Origin of the sequence: Paraburkholderia sp. RL17-373-BIF-A (genome assembly GCF_046030175.1) — a bacterium.
Lineage (GTDB): Bacteria > Pseudomonadota > Gammaproteobacteria > Burkholderiales > Burkholderiaceae > Paraburkholderia.
Genome location: NZ_JARESO010000045.1, coordinates 34,118 through 50,962, shown reverse-complemented (window position 1 = coordinate 50,962; position 16,845 = coordinate 34,118). Strand labels below are relative to the sequence as shown.

General features: G+C 64.5%; 14 protein-coding genes and 1 pseudogene. 14 read left to right on the top strand and 1 reads right to left on the bottom strand.

Going from position 1 to position 16,845, the window contains the following annotated elements; all coding sequences use genetic code 11:
• The first annotated feature begins 113 nt into the window (after positions 1-113).
• The 14 genes and pseudogenes from P0D80_RS36205 to P0D80_RS36140 all read left to right on the top strand — a co-directional run.
• Entirely contained in the window at positions 114-515 is a 402-nt protein-coding gene (locus P0D80_RS36205; protein ID WP_132380874.1) for a carboxymuconolactone decarboxylase family protein, read from the top strand.
• A gap of 164 nt (positions 516-679) precedes the next feature.
• Positions 680-1,474, top strand: a complete 795-nt coding sequence (locus tag P0D80_RS36200; protein ID WP_132380875.1) for an alpha/beta fold hydrolase — start codon at positions 680-682, stop codon at positions 1,472-1,474.
• A gap of 112 nt (positions 1,475-1,586) precedes the next feature.
• Positions 1,587-2,312 carry an SRPBCC family protein gene (locus tag P0D80_RS36195; protein WP_408290999.1) on the top strand — a complete coding sequence of 242 codons (726 nt, stop codon included), beginning with the start codon at positions 1,587-1,589 and terminating at the stop codon, positions 2,310-2,312.
• A gap of 27 nt (positions 2,313-2,339) precedes the next feature.
• Entirely contained in the window at positions 2,340-3,221 is an 882-nt protein-coding gene (locus P0D80_RS36190; RefSeq protein WP_132380878.1) for an FAD binding domain-containing protein, read from the top strand.
• Positions 3,222-3,240: 19 nt separating this feature from the next.
• The gene (locus P0D80_RS36185) at positions 3,241-3,753 is read left to right on the top strand and encodes a (2Fe-2S)-binding protein (protein WP_132380880.1); all 513 of its coding nucleotides are present in this window, start codon (positions 3,241-3,243) and stop codon (positions 3,751-3,753) included.
• A 4-nt stretch (positions 3,754-3,757) separates the two neighbouring features.
• On the top strand, positions 3,758-6,124 hold the full coding sequence (locus P0D80_RS36180; protein WP_408290996.1) for a xanthine dehydrogenase family protein molybdopterin-binding subunit: 2,367 nt from the start codon (positions 3,758-3,760) through the stop codon (positions 6,122-6,124).
• 65 nt (positions 6,125-6,189) lie between these two features.
• A complete protein-coding gene (locus P0D80_RS36175) occupies positions 6,190-6,918 on the top strand; it encodes an enoyl-CoA hydratase/isomerase family protein (protein WP_132380884.1) in 729 nt (242 codons plus the stop codon).
• Between the two features lie 129 nt (positions 6,919-7,047).
• Positions 7,048-8,715, top strand: coding sequence for a UbiD family decarboxylase (locus tag P0D80_RS36170; protein ID WP_408290993.1), 1,668 nt, complete (start codon positions 7,048-7,050; stop codon positions 8,713-8,715).
• Positions 8,702-9,295, top strand: a complete 594-nt coding sequence (locus tag P0D80_RS36165) for a UbiX family flavin prenyltransferase (RefSeq protein WP_132380888.1) — start codon at positions 8,702-8,704, stop codon at positions 9,293-9,295. The genes P0D80_RS36170 and P0D80_RS36165 overlap by 14 nt, the downstream gene beginning before the upstream one ends.
• A 90-nt stretch (positions 9,296-9,385) precedes the next feature.
• Complete coding sequence (locus tag P0D80_RS36160) at positions 9,386-10,858, top strand: NAD-dependent succinate-semialdehyde dehydrogenase (protein ID WP_408290990.1); 1,473 nt, start codon at positions 9,386-9,388, stop codon at positions 10,856-10,858.
• A 198-nt stretch (positions 10,859-11,056) separates the two neighbouring features.
• The gene (locus P0D80_RS36155; RefSeq protein ID WP_408290988.1) at positions 11,057-12,718 is read left to right on the top strand and encodes a UbiD family decarboxylase; all 1,662 of its coding nucleotides are present in this window, start codon (positions 11,057-11,059) and stop codon (positions 12,716-12,718) included.
• 59 nt (positions 12,719-12,777) lie between these two features.
• On the top strand, positions 12,778-14,136 hold the full coding sequence (locus P0D80_RS36150; RefSeq protein ID WP_132381356.1) for an MFS transporter: 1,359 nt from the start codon (positions 12,778-12,780) through the stop codon (positions 14,134-14,136).
• 51 nt (positions 14,137-14,187) lie between these two features.
• Positions 14,188-15,225, top strand: coding sequence for an XdhC family protein (locus tag P0D80_RS36145; protein WP_408290985.1), 1,038 nt, complete (start codon positions 14,188-14,190; stop codon positions 15,223-15,225).
• A 58-nt stretch (positions 15,226-15,283) separates the two neighbouring features.
• Positions 15,284-15,409 (top strand): annotated as a pseudogene (locus P0D80_RS36140) (DDE-type integrase/transposase/recombinase); the annotation flags it as partial.
• Positions 15,410-15,868: 459 nt separating this feature from the next.
• Here P0D80_RS36140 and P0D80_RS36135 read toward each other — a convergent pair.
• Positions 15,869-16,291: a universal stress protein gene (locus tag P0D80_RS36135; RefSeq protein ID WP_132380895.1), complete on the bottom strand. Its 423-nt coding sequence runs from the start codon at positions 16,289-16,291 to the stop codon at positions 15,869-15,871.
• Between the last annotated feature and the right edge of the window lie 554 nt (positions 16,292-16,845).

Here is a 16,845-nt window from a genome sequence, read left to right as displayed (position 1 = left end):
AAGAGCCGCGCTGATCTTCGTAATACAATCATATTGACATTCCGCAGCGAAGCTCTGATACTGCCTACCATTATACAATCCTACAACAGCTGGTTAAACCCCGAAGGATAATCATGGAAGACATCACGCTATCCGAACGCCGTGCCATCGGCGCAAAGATCCGCAAAGAAGTGCTGGGCTCGAGCCACACGCAGAGCAATACCAATCCCCACCTGTTCGACACAGTGTTCCTCGAGTACACGGAAGACGTGTGCTGGGGCAACGTGTGGAACCGCACGGGCCTCCCGCGCGCGACACGCAGCATGCTGAACCTTGCGATGCTGGCCTCGCTCGGCCGCTGGCACGAGTTCGAAGTGCATACGCGTGGAGCGGTGAATAACGGCGTGACGGAAGAAGAAATCGCCGAGGTGGTGCTGCAAGCCGGCGTCTACGCAGGCATTCCAGTCGCGGCCGAAGGGCTGCGTCGCGCGAAGGCGGTTGTGCTCGACCTGAAGGCGAAAGCCGCTGCTGCCTGAAGACGGCTTGCGGTTCGTCAAGGCGCCTCGCGAATCGTCATCTCATCCCAAGCGTACCTGCCTGGCAGTCCAGAGGGCAGCAAGGGTTTCGTGCTTTCGGCTGCCGACTCGCTAGCCGATCGCGCGAAGCACCTGCCGGAACCCGCGCATTACCCGAAACCATCATGTCTCATTCAACTTTCTGCGAAATCCCAGCCGGTCGCATCGCCTATTCCCGCCGCGGGACGGGCAGGCCGCTGGTTCTGCTTCACCCGATCGGCGTCGACCGGAGCTGGTGGGACGAGTATGTCGATCACTGGGCCGCATCGTATGACGTCGTCGCGATCGATATTCGCGGCCACGGCGACTCCAGCCTCGTCACCGCCCCCATCACCCTCGCCGATCATGCGACCGACGTCGCCGCGGTGCTGCGCCAGGAACGGCTTGCCGGCGCAACCCTGATAGGCGTGTCGATGGGCGGCATGATTGCGCAGCGTGTCGCGATCCAGTTTCCCGAGCTGGCCGGTGCGCTGATTCTGTGCGGAACGGCCGGCGGATTTCCCGACGAAGTGCGCCCGCGCATTCTCATGCGCGGCGACATGAGCCGGCAAGGCTCGATGTCCGAAGTGATCGACGACACGATCACGCGCTGGTTCGCCGCCGATACGCCGCGCCCCGACCTCGTCCAGAAGTGCCGTGCGCGCCTCGCCGCCGACGACTGGTACAGCTGGAGCGCGAACTGGCAGGCGATCTCGCTGCTCGACAACCTGGGCGAACTGCCACGCGTGTCGGCACCGGCGCTCGTCGTCGCGGGCGATGCCGATGCGAGCATTCCGCCAGCGGTATCGCAGAAGATCGCCGACGCGCTGCCGACGAGCCGCTTCGTAGTCGTTCCGGGCGCGGCGCACTTTGGAGCGTTCGACATGCACGAAGCTTTTGCAACGGTATTCGACGATTTCCTGTCGACCCTCGCTCAATGAAATAAAACGCGAGCGTGCCCGCGCGCTGGGACAGTTTCACGCGCCGCGCGACTCGGTAGTTACCAGATAAGTGGAGCGGCGCCCGTACGGGCCAACCGCCCGAGGAGGCAGTATGGCAATCACAATCCGTTCATCTTTCATCGTCGATGCACCGCCGTCCGACGTCTGGAAGACCATGATCGACATCGAACGGTCCGCACCGTGTTTTCCGGGCGCGGAACTCAAGGAACAGCAGCCCGACGGCAGCTACAAGGGCGGCTTCACCGTCAAGCTCGGCCCGCTTACGCTGAAGTTCGCGGGCAAATTCAAGATTGCTGAACAGAACGACGCCAACCGCACGGTCGTGGTGTCCGCAAGCGGCACCGACACCAAGGGCCGCGGCGGCGCCGATGCGCAGATCAACGCGGCCGTCACCGACGCCGGCGATGGCAAGACGAAAGTCGACGTCGTCTCGGACGTGAACCTGTCGGGCACGGTCGCGCAGTACGGACGCGGTGCCGGGATGATCGAGGCGCTCTCGCAGCAACTGCTGAACCAGTTCGCCAAGAACCTGACCGCGCTTATCGAGGCAGACGCAGCGCACGCCGCGGCGCAGGCTCCGGCCACTCCGGCCACTCCGGCCACTCCGGCCGCCGCGCTGAACACCGCGGGTGAACCGGAGGCTTCGAACGTGTCCGCTGAACCGGCTGCACCCAGGCCGGCCACCGAAGCGCGCCGCCCGCCCCCCGCACCGGCGCCGGTCGTGCCTCTCGATGCGGGCGCACTCATGCGCAAAGCGATGTGGCAGTCGATCCGGAATTACTTCGCGCGGCTCTTCGGGCGCAAGCAGCCCCACTGAGGAAGCCACCGCACTATCGGAGCACGCATGAAACCCAGTGAATTCCAGTATCACGCGCCGACCACCGTCGACGAGGCCGCGCAGCTGCTCGGCACACTCGAGGATGCGCGCGTGCTTGCCGGCGGCCAGTCGCTGATGCCGATGATGAACTTCCGGTATCTGATGACGAGTCACCTGATCGACCTGAACGGCGTCGAGGCACTCACCCGCATCGAGGAGCGCAACGGCCGTCTTCACATCGGCGCGATGGCGCGGCAGCGCGACATCGAACTGTCGCCGCTCGTCATGAAGCGCGCGCCGCTGATCCGCGAGGCGTATCAGCTCGTCAGCCACAAGCAGATCCGCAATCGCGGCACGCTCGGCGGCAGCCTGTGCCAGCTGGATCCGTCGTCCGAGCAGCCATGCTTCACCGCCGCACTCGACGGTGTCCTGACGATCGTGCGCTACGAAGACGGCGCAGTCGCGACCCGGGAGCTGCCAATGTCCGACTGGGCGCTGATGTATATGACGCCCGCGCTCGAGGAAGGCGACCTGCTCGCCGGCATCTCGCTCGACATCTGGCCCGAAGGCCATGGCTACGCATTCGAAGAGTTCGCGCGGCGTCATGGCGATTACGCCATCGTCGGCGTCGCGGCGCTCTGCACCGTCGATGCGCAACAGCGCCTCGACCGCGTGTCGCTGACGATCTGCGGTGTGGCTCCCGGCCCGGTGCGAATGCACGAGGTCGAGACCGCCTTGCGCGGCCGCCCGATGGACGAAGACGCGCTGCGCATCGCGAGCGACGCGGCGCGCGCGCTCGACGTGATGACCGACGCGCACGTCAGCACCGACTACCGCCAGCATCTCGCCGGCGTCCTGACCGAAAGAGCGCTGAAGACAGCGTTCTCGCGCGTCGCAACACAATCGTAGCGTGACAAAGGAGATGCACATGGAGACTCGTACCGTCAGAGTCGTCGTCAACGGCACCGCTTATGAGCACGAGGTCGAACCGCGTCGCATGCTCGGTGACTTCCTGCGTCACGACCTCAATCTCACCGGCACGCACTACGGTTGCGAACACGGCGTCTGCGGCGCCTGCACCGTGCTGATCGACGGCCGCACCGCGCGCGCCTGCCTGACGCTCGCCGCCCAGGTGAATGGACATTCGCTGACGACAGTCGAAGGGCTCGCCCAGGCGGACGGCACGCTCAACGCGCTGCAACAGGCCTTTACCGAAACGCACGCGCTGCAATGCGGGTTCTGTACGCCCGGCATGCTGATGACGCTGACCGAACTGCTGAACGAAACGGATTCGCCGACCGAAGCCGAGATCCGCGAAGCGATCACGGGCAATCTGTGCCGCTGTACGGGTTACCAGCCGATCGTCGCGGCTGCCCTGCTCGCCGCTCAGCGCATCCGCGACCAGCGTGCCGCCGCGCCGGCAGCCCAAGCTACGGAGTAACGCAATGGACCATTCCGACCTGAAGGGTGCCCCCACCGACCAGCGCTACATCGGCCGGCGCGTCATGCGCACCGAAGACAAGAAGCTGCTGCAAGGCCAGGGCTCCTATGTGGACGACGTACACCTGCCGAACATGCTGCAAGCCGCGGTGCTGCGCAGCCCGCACGCGCACGCGAAAATCGTCTCGATCGATTGCACGGCCGCCCGCGAACTGAAGGGCGTGCACGCTGTTTATACGCACGCGGACCTGACCGGCCGCGCACGCGGCCGCGCGCCGTCGATGCTGCCGAACCCGGCGATCCGCTTCGAGCGCACCCAGGAACTGCTCACCTCGACGGAAGTAACGTTCGCGGGAGAAGCCGTGGCGTTCGTCGTCGCGGACAATCGCTATATCGCGGAAGACGCCTGCGGTCTGATCGAGATCGAGTACGACCCGCTGCCCGCCGTTGCCGAGTGCCGCGACGGACTGCGCCCGGACTCGCCGCTCTGCCACACCGACGCGAAAGACAACGTCGTCGCGCATATCGAAATGGGTTTCGGTGACATCGACGCGGCCTTCAAGGATGCGCCGCACGTCGTCGAGGAAACATACTGGCAAAACCGCGGCTCCGCGCATCCGATGGAAACGCGCGGCTATATCGCCGAATATCACGCCACCAACGGCGAGCTGACGGTCTGGTCGTCGGGTCAGGCGCCGCATCACGAGAAAAAGAATCTCGTTGAGCTGCTCGAATGGGATGCCGAAAAGCTGCGCGTGCTGATGAACGACGTCGGCGGCGGCTTCGGTCCGAAGCTGCCTTTCTATCCGGAAGAGGCGCTCGTCGCGATCGCGGCGGTCGCGCTCAAGCGTCCCGTCAAATGGATCGAAGACCGGCGCGAGCACTTCCTCGCAGTCACGCAGGAGCGCGACCAGTGGTGGACGGTGCAGATGGCGCTCGGAAACGACGGCAAGATCCGCGGCGTGAAACTCGAGATGGTGCACGACAACGGCGCGTTCCTGCCGTGGGGCATCATCACCCCGTATATCTCGATCACGACGACGCCCGGCCCCTACGTGATCCCAGCGATGGGCGCAAAGCTCGACGTCGTCTACACAAACAAGTGCGCCACTTCGCCGGTGCGCGGCGCAGGCCGCCCTCAGGCGGTGTTCGCGATGGAGCGGATTCTCGACAAGGCCGCGCGCGCGCTCGGCATGGATCGCGCGGAGCTGCGCTGGCGCAATCTGATCCAGCCGGAACAGATGCCGTATGACGCGGGTTTCATCTATCGCGACGGTAGCCCGCTGCGCTACGACAGCGGCGACTATCCGGCTTGCCAGAAAGCGGCGCTGGAGCGCGCGAACTATGCGGGCTTCGCCGTGCGCAAGGCCGAAGCGCGCCGCCAGGGCCGCTTCGTCGGCATCGGCATGGCGAGCTTTGTCGAAGGCACCGGCATGGGCCCGTTCGAGGGCGCGACGGTGCGCATTCAGGGAACCGGCCGCATCACCGTGATTACCGGCGCGTCGCCGCAAGGCCAAGGCCACAAGACGACCTTCGCGCAGATCTGTGCCGAACAGCTGAACGTACCGCTCGAACTGGTCGATGTCGTCACCGGCGATACGGGCGGCATCTCGATGGGCGTCGGCACGTTCGCGAGCCGCGCGACGGTCAATGCCGGCAACTCGGTCTACATCGCCGCCCAGGCCGTGCGCGACAAGATGTTCACGCTCGCCGCCCACCTGTGGAAGTGCGAAACCGACGACCTCATCCTCGCGCAAGGACACGTCGCGCGCCGCTCGGGCATCGAGCAGCGCATGAGCTACGGCCAGCTCGCGAAGATCTCGCAGGGCATGCCGGGCTTCACGATGCCGGCGGGCCTCACTGCCGGTCTCGAAGAAACGAAGTATTTCTCGCCCGCGCAGTCGACCTACTGCAACGGCACCGCCGTCGTCGAACTCGAAGTCGATCGCGAGACCGGCCATATCACGATCCTCAACTACGTGATGGCGCACGACTCGGGCAAGCTCATCAACCCGCTGCTCGTCGACGGCCAGGTGATCGGCTCGGTCGCGCACGGCATCGGCAACGCGACGCTCGAATGGATGCAGTACGACGAGAACGCGCAGCCGACCACGACGAACTTCGGCGAGTACCTGCTGCCGATGGCGACCGATGTGCCGAACATCGACATCGTGCACCTCGAAACGCCGTCGCCGCTGAATCCGCTCGGCGTCAAGGGCGCGGGCGAAGGCGGCACGATTCCGGCGGCCGCCGCGATCGTCGCGGCGATCGAGGACGCGCTTTCGGAATACGGCGTCGAGTTCACCGAAGCGCCGCTCGTTCCGCAGCGCGTATTCCAGAAACTCAAGGAGGCCGGCGCCTACGCGCGCTGACCGGCGCGGGCGCTTGCGCATCGCGAGCGCTCATTCCCAGTTTTCATTAACGACACCTCTTCTCCATGACGACCGAATTCACCGCAGCGCTCCACGATTCCGAATACCGGATCACCCTTGCCCAGCCGGACCTCGGCAACATGCTGACGCTCGACGCGATGCGCGCGCTCGCCGCCGAGATCCGCAAGGCCGGCCGCGACAGTAACGTGAAAATCATCCGCCTCCGCGCGTCGGGTCCCGCGTTCTGCCGCGGCCGCGCCGTCAGCGCGCCGCCGGCCACGCCGCCGACGTCCGCGCAGTACCGCCGCAATGTGGCCGATCCGATTCTCGACGTCTACCGCGCGATGCACGAAAGCGAAGTGCCGCTCCTCGCCGAAGTGCAAGGCGATGCGGAAGGTTTTGGCTGCGCGCTCGTCACCGCGTGCGACCTGGCGGTCGCCTCGGACAACGCGCGCTTCAACCTGCCCGAACTGCAGAAAAACCTGCCGCCGACGCTCGTGATGTCCGTGCTGCGCTACAAGGTTCCGCCGAAGGCATCCGCGCACATGGTCTATCTGACTGAGACCATCGACGCCGCGAACGCGCGCGAGTGGGGCATCGTCGCCGAAGTCGTGCCGGCCGCGAGTCTGAGCGAGCGCGCGGACGCGATGGTCGCCTCGATCTGCACGCGCGATCGGATCGCCATCGCGGCGCTGAAGACGTACTCCCGCGAGATCACGATTCCCGATTTCTCGCTCGCAAGCGAAGTCGCGGGCGCGTCGCTCGCGAACGCAATGACGTCGATGCGCCGCTGATACGCCGCCGCGGTGCCGCACCAGCGGCAGGTGCGGCACGAATCGAACACGCAGTACCCTGCCCGCCTCGGGCAACACTTCAAGCAATAGAGGCGCAGCGCAACGCTGCGCTTCATGGGACTTCTAGTCATGGCTGATCAAGACACTACTTCCACGTCTTCCACGAACCCGGGTTACGCAGACCTGCACGAACACATCGCGCGCCTCGAAGCGGCAGGCCTGCTGTACCGGATCGACGAGCCGGTCAACAAAGACACCGAAATGCATCCGCTCGTGCGCTGGCAGTTCCGCGGCGGCATTCCGGAAGCCGATCGCAAGGCGTTCCTCTTTACCAATATCGTCGACAGCAAGGGCCGCAAGTACGACATTCCGGTCATCGTCGGCGGCATCGCCGCGAATCCGGAGATCTACCGGATCGGCATGAACGTGCCGTCGCTCGACGACATCGGCGACGCGTGGAACCACGCGATCGACAATCCGATCCCGCCCGTCCTCGTTGAAAGCGGTCCCGTGCATGACATCGTGATCGAGGGCAAAGACCTCGAAGGTCCCGGCAACGGACTCGAATCGCTGCCGCTGCCGATCTCCACGCCGGGCTTCGACGCCGCGCCGTACATGACGATGACCGGCGTGATCTCGCGCGATCCGGAAACCGGCGTGCAGAACATGGGCACTTATCGCGGCCACCTGAAGTCGGCCACGCGCCTCGGCATGATGATGCTCGTGAACCTGCGCGCGGGCGGCCTCGACCACTGGCGCAAGTGTGCGGCCAACGGCGAGAAGATGCCGGTCGCCATCGTGCTCGGCGCGCCGCCCGTCGTCGCCTTCCAAGGTCCGCAGAAGCTGCGCCCGAACGTCGATGAGCTGAGCGTCGCCGGCGGTCTCGCCGGTGCGCCGATTCGCGTCGTCAAAGGCCGCACCGTCGATCTGCTGGTGCCGGCCGAGGCGGAAGTCGTCGTCGAAGGCTATGTCGATCCGACGTATCTCGAACCGGAAGGTCCGTTCGGCGAGAGCCACGGTTATGTCGCGCTCGAGGACTACAACCTCGCCATCGAAGTCACGGCGATCACGCGCCGCAAGGACGCGGTGCTGACCTCGATCATCTCGCAGGTCACGCCGTCCGAATCGAGCGTGATCAAACGGCTCGCCTACGAGCCGATGTTCCTGCGTCATTTGCGCGACCATCTCGGCATCCGCGGCATCAAGAAGGTGTCGCTGCACGAGCCGCTCACGAACCTGCGCCGCTTCGTGTTCCTCCAGTTCGAGCGCGGCGCGAAGCGCACCGAGGTCTGGCGCGCGCTGTACGGCACGATGTCGCTGCAGGCCGCGATCGGCAAGTTCGTGATCGCGATCGACGACGACATCGATCCGAACAACGCGGACGCCGTGTTCTGGGCGATGGGCTATCGCTGCAATCCGGTCGAGGACGTGAAGCTGATTCCGTACCGCGAGGCGGGCCACGGTCCCCGCTCGGATCATGCAAGCGGCCTCGATTCGGCCATGCTGATCGACGCGACGATGAAGACACCCATGCCGCCGCTCGCGCTGCCGAAGAAGGAATACATGGAGAACGCCAAGGTGCTGTGGGAACGCCTCGGCCTGCCGGCACTGAAGCCGGAGTCGCCCTGGTACGGCTACTCGCTCGGCGACTGGACCGAGGAATGGGACCGCAACGCCGAGCAGGCGACGCGCGGCGAGTGGATGCAGCGCGACGCGTCCTACCAGGCGCGCCGCAAGAGCGGCGTCGAGCCGAATTCGCCGGTGCGCGGCGTCGAGGGCGATCGTGGCGACAAATAACGGCACTCCTGAACGGATCATCGTCGGCATCACCGGCGCGTCCGGCGTGATCTACGGGATCCGCGCGCTCGAACTGCTCGCCGAGGCGGGCGTCGAGACGCATCTCGTGATCAGCAAGGCCGCCGAGCTGACGATGACCTACGAAACCGACATGCGCGCCGCCGATCTGCGCGCGCGCGCGTCGCACTGGTATGCGGCCGGCGACATCGGCGCGGCGATTTCCTCGGGCTCGTTCAAGACGAAGGGCATGCTGATCGTGCCGTGCTCGGTGCGCTCGATGAGCGAGATCGCCACCGGCATCACGAGCTCGCTGATCAGCCGCGCGGCCGACGTCGTGCTGAAGGAGCGCCGGCGTCTCGTGCTCGGCGTGCGCGAGACGCCGCTGCACGGCGGACATCTGCGCACGCTCGTGCAGCTTTCGGACATGGGCGCGGTGATCGCGCCGATCGTGCCAGCGTTCTACTCGAAGCCGCAATCGATCGACGACATCGTCAATCACACAGTCGGCCGCATGCTCGATCTGTTCGACATCGAGACGGGTGTGGTCAAGCGCTGGAAGGAACAGCAACCCGAGCAGTAATGCGGCAGTAACGCGTGCGCCGCCCGCTTTCATCAACATCTCAGGCCCGCCGCGCCGCTAGCGTGGGCGGGGCCGCCCTTTGCGACGATCATGACTGAATCCAATCCGCTTTCCCGGCTCGCCGATCCGAGCCTGTTGCGCTCGCTCGCCTATGTCGATGGCGCATGGTGCGGCGCCGACGACGCCCGCACCTTCGCCGTCAACGATCCCGCCACCGGCGAGAAGATCGCCGACGTGCCGCTGATGACCGGCGTCGAGACGCGCCGTGCGATCGAAGCCGGCGAACGCGCGCAGCGCGGCTGGCGCGCACTCACCGCGGCGCAGCGCGCGGCCATCCTGAAGCGCTGGCACGCGCTGATGGTCGCGAACACCGACGACCTCGCGATGATCATGTCGGCCGAGCAAGGCAAGCCGCTCGCGGAAGCGAAAGGCGAGATCGGTTATGCAGCGTCGTTCATCGAATGGTTCGCCGAGCAGGCCAAGCGGGTCGACGGCGACGTGCTCGCCTCGCCGGCCACCGACAAGCGGATGCTCGTGACGAAGGAGCCGATCGGCGTCTGCGCCGCGATTACACCGTGGAATTTCCCGGCTGCCATGATTACGCGCAAGGTCGCGCCCGCGCTCGCCGCCGGCTGCGCCATGATCGTGAAGCCGGCCGAAGCCACGCCGCTGTCGGCGCTCGCGCTGGCCGAACTGGCGCATCGCGCCGGCGTGCCGGCCGGTGTGTTCAGTATCGTCGTCGGCGATCCGCGCGCGATCGGCGCGGAGATGACCAGCAACCCGATCGTGCGCAAGCTCTCGTTCACCGGCTCGACGCCGGTGGGCCGACTGCTGATGAGTCAGTGCGCGCCGACGGTCAAGAAACTCTCGCTCGAACTGGGCGGCAACGCGCCGTTCATCGTGTTCGACGATGCCGACCTGGACGCGGCAGTCGAAGGTGCGCTCGCCTCGAAGTACCGCAATGCCGGGCAAACCTGCGTCTGCACGAACCGCTTCTATGTACAGGACGGCGTGTACGACGCGTTCACCGAAAAATTCGCGGCGGCGGTCGGCCGCATCAAGGTCGGCAACGGGTTCGAGGCCGGCGTCACGCAAGGCCCGCTCATCAACGAGGCCGCCATCGAGAAGGTCGAAGCGCATATCGCCGATGCGGTGGCGCACGGCGCGCGCGTGCTCGCCGGCGGCAAGCGTCATACGGCCGGCAAGCTCTTCTTCGAGCCGACCGTGGTCGAGGGCGTCACCGCGTCGATGCGCTTTGCCAGCGAGGAGACCTTTGGCCCGGTCGCCCCGCTCTTCCGCTTTCACGAGGAGCGCGAAGCAATCGAGGCGGCGAACGCCACCGAGTTCGGTCTTGCCGCCTACTTCTACAGCCGTGACATAGGCCGGATCTGGCGCGTGTCCGAGGCGCTCGAATACGGGATGGTCGGCATCAACACCGGCCTGATTTCGAACGAAGTCGCGCCGTTCGGCGGCGTCAAGCAGTCCGGCCTCGGCCGCGAAGGCTCGAAGTACGGCATCGAGGAATATCTCGAGATCAAGTACCTGTGCATGGGCGGCCTCTGAGCGATGCCGCTTCGGCAGCAGGCTACCAGCCGGATTCATTACAAGACCACCGCCCAGCACTCGTTCGACAGCAATCCAGGCGCCGCCGGGGCGCCGTGCGTCAGTGGGTGGCGTCGCGTTGACATCCGTAATACTGTTATGCAATCATACAATCACACCAATTTACCCACCTGCTGGGTCTCACGCTAAGGAGACAGAATGTCATCATCGCCTCACGATCTTTCGCGAACGGCAACGGCCGGCGGTGCTCCGCGTAATCTGCAGGAACATATCTCCCGGCTGGAAGCCAAGGGGCTGCTGACTCGCATCGAGCGGCCGATCAACAAGGATACGGAACTGCACCCGCTAGCGCGCTGGCAGTTCCAGGGCGGGCTGCACGAAGATCAGCGCCGCGCGTTCCTGTTCACCAACGTGGTCGACGGCGACGGCCGGACTTATGACATCCCGGTGCTGATCGGCGGGCTTGCCGCCTCGCCGGAGATCTACGCTACCGGCCTGGGCTTGCCTGTCGAGCAGATCGGCAAGGCCTGGACGGAGGCGATCGCCGAGCCGGTTCCACCCGTCATGGTGGAGCAGGCGCCCTGCCAGGAGGTGGTGATCAGCGGCGATGCGCTGAAGGAAAACGGCCTGTCGCGCCTGCCGGTGCCGGTTTCCACGCCAGGCTTTGACGCGGCGCCCTATCTGACCGCGACGCTCTGCGTGACCAAAGATCCCGACAGCGGCGTCCAGAACATGGGCACTTACCGCGCCGCGCTGAAGTCGGAAGACCGCTTGGGTGTGCGCATGGCGAGCCGCCTGTCGGGTGCCGGTGGCTATCTCCATTGGGAGAAATATCGGGCCAAGGGCGAGCAGATGCCGTGTGCGATCGTGTTGGGCTGCGCGCCCGCCGTGCTGTTCACCGGGCCGCAGAAGCTCCAGATCGACCAGGACGAGATGGCCGTTGCCGGCGGCCTGATGCGCGCGCCGGTCGAGGTGGTGCGCTGTAAAACCATCGATCTCGTCGTTCCCGCCGATGCCGAAATCGTGATCGAAGGCTTGATCGACACCGATGCGTTGGAGCCCGAAGGCCCGTTCGGCGAAAGCCACGGCCACATCGCGCTCGAAGACTACAACATGTCCATGCACGTCACCGCGATCACGATGAAGAAGAAGCCGGTGTTCGTCTCGATCATCAGCCAGGTCACGCCCAGCGAAAGTTCCGTGCTGAAGAAAGTGGCCTACGAGCCCTTATATCTCGAGCATCTGCGCAAGGTGATGGGCGTGCGCGGCATCGAGCGGGTGGTGATGCACGAGCCGCTGACCAACCTGCGCAAGGTGATCTTCCTCCAGTTCGCGCGCGGCACGCAGCAGGCGGAGGTCTGGCGCGGCCTGCAAGGGGCCGCGACGCTGCAGGCGCAGTGCGGCAAGCTGGTCATCGCGGTCTCCGAGGATATCAACCCGGAAAACGCCGATGCGATCTTCTGGTCGTTGGCCTATCGGTCCGACTTCACACATGACCTGCACGTGACACCCTATCGCGCCAGCGGTCACGGCCCCAAGTCCGGTCGCGCGCCGCTCGAAAGTACGCTGCTGATCGACGCGACGCTGAAGCACGCCATGCCGCCGCTGGCGCTGCCCACGGAGCCCTACATGAGCGCGGCACGCAAGATCTGGGAAGAGCTGCAACTCCCCTCCCTCACGCCGCAGTCACCCTGGCATGGCTATCACCTGGGCGACTGGGACAAGCGCTGGGATGAGTATGCAGAGGCGGCGACCTCCGGCGGCTGGCGCGAGACGGGCGAGCGCACCTGGACCAACCGGCGTGGCGGCGTGAAGCCGGAAACACCGGTGCGTGAAGCTTCGGGCGGCCACGGCGAATGAGCACCAACGTGCCAACCGAAGGTAAACAGCCGTTGGAGCAGAGGCATCCGGAGACCGCCATGACTCAAAAGAATACCGTCGATATCGCCCAGGTCGTCGAGACGCAGGAACGCAGCTGGTTCACCGTGACCCTCTTCGTTCTGTGCGCCCTCGTCATGCTGGCGGACGGCTTCGACAATCAGGCTTTGAATTACGCCGCCCCCGGCATCATCAAGGAATGGGGCATCAACCGGGCCTTGATGACGCCCGTGTTCAACGTCAGCATCGTCGGCTGGATGGCGGGTTCGGTCGTCTTCGCCATGCTGGCCGACCGCATCGGCCGGCGGCGCGCCATCCTGCTGGCTACCACGCTGTTCGGCGCCTTCACGTTCGCCGTGCCGTTCGCCCACAACCTGGTCGAACTGTCGATCCTGCGCTTTTGCGCTGCGCTCGGCATTGGCGGCGGCATGCCGATGGCGGTCTCGCTGATCACGGACTACGCCCGCTCGGGTAAGCGGGGGTTGATCATTACCCTCCTCTATCTCGGCTACACCGCGGGCTCGTCCGGCGGCGGCCTTCTCGCGGCGGAGATCATCCCGGCCTATGGCTGGCGCTCGGTCTTCTATCTCGGTGGCGCAGGTGCCGTGGTGGCGGGCATCATCCTGTTCGCCGGCCTGCCGGAATCCATCCGCTACCTGATCCTGCGCAACCCCTCCAGCAAACGCATCCTGGCCTATGCCCGTAAGCTGAAACCCAGTGCGCAATTCGCGGACGACACGCGCTTTACCATCCAGGAGCAGGCGCGCACGGGTGTGCCGGTGACGCACCTCTTCACCGAGGGCCGTTCGGCCATGACCGCTTTCCTGTGGCTGGCGCTTGGCTTTTCCTTCGTCACCCACTTCTTCCTGTCGCAGTGGATGACGACGCTGCTGACCGACGAAATCGGCTTCGCCAATGCGGCCCGCAGCCAGGCCCTCTTCCAGCTTGGTGCCGGCTTCAGCTGGTTCTTCGGCTGGATGATCGACAAGAAAGGCGTACGGGTGATGACGCTGACGATGATCCTCGGCGCCATTCCGGTGGCGGCCCTCGGGTTGGCCGTGGGTACGGGCGCCAGTCTCACCATGGCGATGGCGCTGGTCTCGGGTCTGCTGGTCCTGGGGGGAAATATCGGCCTCAATGCCATTTCGAGCATGATCTATCCGACCTTCATCCGTTCGACCGCGACCGGCGCCTCCTTCGCGGTGGCGCGCATCGGCGCCATCCTCGGCCCGCTGCTCGCGGGTGTCCTGATTGCCATCGGAACGCCGATCGGAACGATCTTTCTTCTCGCTGCGTTGCCGATGCTGGCCGCCGGTGTCGCCTGTTTCATGCTCAACAGAACCATCACGCCAGAAGCCGCGCGAGAAATGTCCTTGCGCTCGGCGCTGTCGCGACACTGACGGGTTACTTCCGAAGCCCAGGTTACGGTCAGGCAATCACCCGGTATTTTCATGGATAGCGTCAATCTCGAAGTGCTGAAGGCGAGCGTTCGCTGGATCGAGGGCGGCCAGCGCGTGCTGCTTGTCACCGTAGTCAGGACGTGGGGTTCGTCGCCGCGGCCCGAAGGGGCCATGCTGGCGATTTGCGAGGACGGCTCGGTGGTCGGCTCGGTATCCGGCGGCTGCATCGAGGACGACCTGATCGACCGCGTGCGCCGGCTCGGCATCGGACCGACGCGCCCGGAAGTCCTCAAATACGGAATCTCCGCCGACGAGGCGCACCGCTTCGGCTTGCCGTGCGGCGGCACGATCGAGCTGGTGCTCGAGCCGCTGACGCGCGCGAGCGGCATCGACGATCTGTGCCGGCGGGTGGCTGCCGGGCAACTCGTCGCGCGCTCGCTCGATATGAAGAGCGGCGCGGCAAGGCTCGTGCCGGCGCACTCGACGGACGGCCTCGATTTCGACGGGCGCAGGCTCCTGACCGTTCACGGTCCACGTTACCGGATGCTCGTCATCGGTGCCGGTCAGCTCTCGCGATATCTTTGCCAGATCGCACTCGGGCTCGACTATCAAGTGACCGTCTGCGATCCGCGCGAGGAGTACACCGACGCCTGGCACATACCCGGCACGACGCTCGTACGTACGATGCCGGACGACACCGTGCTCGATATGAAACTCGACGAGCGCTGCGCCGTGATTGCGCTCACACACGATCCGAAGCTCGACGACCTCGCTCTGATGGAGGCGCTGCGAACGCCCGCGTTTTACGTTGGCGCGCTGGGCTCGCGCCGAAGCAATGCCGCGCGGCGTGAGCGGCTGGAAACGTATTTCGATTTCGGTAACGCAGAACTTACCCGGCTGCGTGGACCCGTCGGCATTTTTATCGGCAGCCGGACGCCGCCCGAAATCGCGGTGTCAATACTGGCCGAGGTGACGGCGGTCAAGAACGGTGTGGCGTTGCCGGATGGATTACGGGTCGAAGAGGCAAAGGCCGCGCTTGATATCGTGGCCAATCAACAGACGAGCTGCACCGTGGGCGAGCGTCACTGATTCATGTTGTGGATGTGGCTGAAAGATTGAAGCAGGTCATCCAAAGTTTTGGCACGCCCCGCCAGGGCGGTCATGGTGTATTGATGAGACCTATCTGAAGATCCGTGGCCGGTGGGTCTATCTGTATCGGGTGGTGGATCGGGCCGACCAGACAGTGGACTTGTCAGTTCGACCTTTCCGCTCTCGGGCTCAAAGACGCCACCGCGTCCTCGGACTGGAATGCGCTCCTGTTCAATCAATAAGGCATCCATATCTATAAGAAACATTTTGGCCACGCCACCTATGTACACCAGAGCCTAAAGACGCCTGCATTGGTCTACCATCATGCAGCGAGGAATTCCCGGAGGATCGGGGCTAGCGCGCAAAGGGGCCAATTCCTACATTCCCCAAACCCAATGGTCAGTTTTTTGAAGGCGAGCCACGCGAGCGGATTACCTCCTCGGTATCAAGCGTGTTGTCTTGGTTAACGTCGCCTGTCCGGCGGGCACCTCACCGCCTGAGTCGCCAGGCGTCGTTCCGCGTGAATTGAATATCCACTTTCTGGGTGGAAACGACGTATGAATGTCGGAGCGACGGTGCAGGCGAATGCCGCTTCCTGGCCGACGACAGGAGAATCCGACTGTCGCTATTGCGTGGTTCCGATCTAGCGAACGAGGAGTACCGGCACGTCGCAGCGTGCCAACACGCCAGTCGCTACCGAGCCAAGAATGACGTTCGCAATCCACGAGTGGCCGTGGGAACCCATCACGATGAGATCCTGATGCTCGTTCCTGGCGAATGCGGCGATGGTTTCTGCAGCGTGACCGATGGCGTACTGAGTCGTAATGGAGAGCGAATGAAGTTTTGCTGACTCGCGCAACGGCGCCAGTACGTTCTCAGCCTCGTCACGATAGTACTCTTCAACGATAGGACGGTTCAAATACCGTGTCGCGTGTACGGGAATTGGAGCGACAGCCGTAAATGCCGTATAGGTATGTCCTGGCCCGAACAGCGTGCCATGGCTTGCAACGTAGTCAAGTGTGCGTTGCGTGAACTCACTACCGTCCACCGGCAAGAGAATATTCATGGCGGACCTCACGTAAGCCGGCTGGAGAGGTCATGATAGCACCGGACAGGGCTGCGACTCGTTCAAGCGCGAGGAGTGAAAAGTGAGCCCGCTATGTCGCGCAGGCTCATCTGAAAGCGAAAGTACCGTGCACTCAACGCTTAAAGGGCATCGTGCAAGCCGGGTTACCCTCGTCACGCAAAGAACTGTGGATCGCGAATTGAATTTGTCACAAGTGGCCGACGGGCCGCGACGCGGGCGGGTCGGCGATTTGCATCCCAGCACAACCGACACCCCGCACGAGAACGGACGTAAGCTTGTTCATGACGTCTCCCTCTTTCGAACAACGCATGGCAGAACCAATGACGCACAACTGTGCGTACCGGCGCGCTTCAATGTTCCGCCGTTGAGCAGCACGTCCACTTCCCTGTTCTTCCGGAAAACAGGCTGCACCCAACCCCAGCGCGCCTCAATGCGCGATTCCCCCTCGTGTCTAGCCGTGAGGCACGCGTCGGAAATCCGCGCCACTTCATGCTTGATCCAATTTTTCGTGCAAAAGCGTCCCAATAGACATG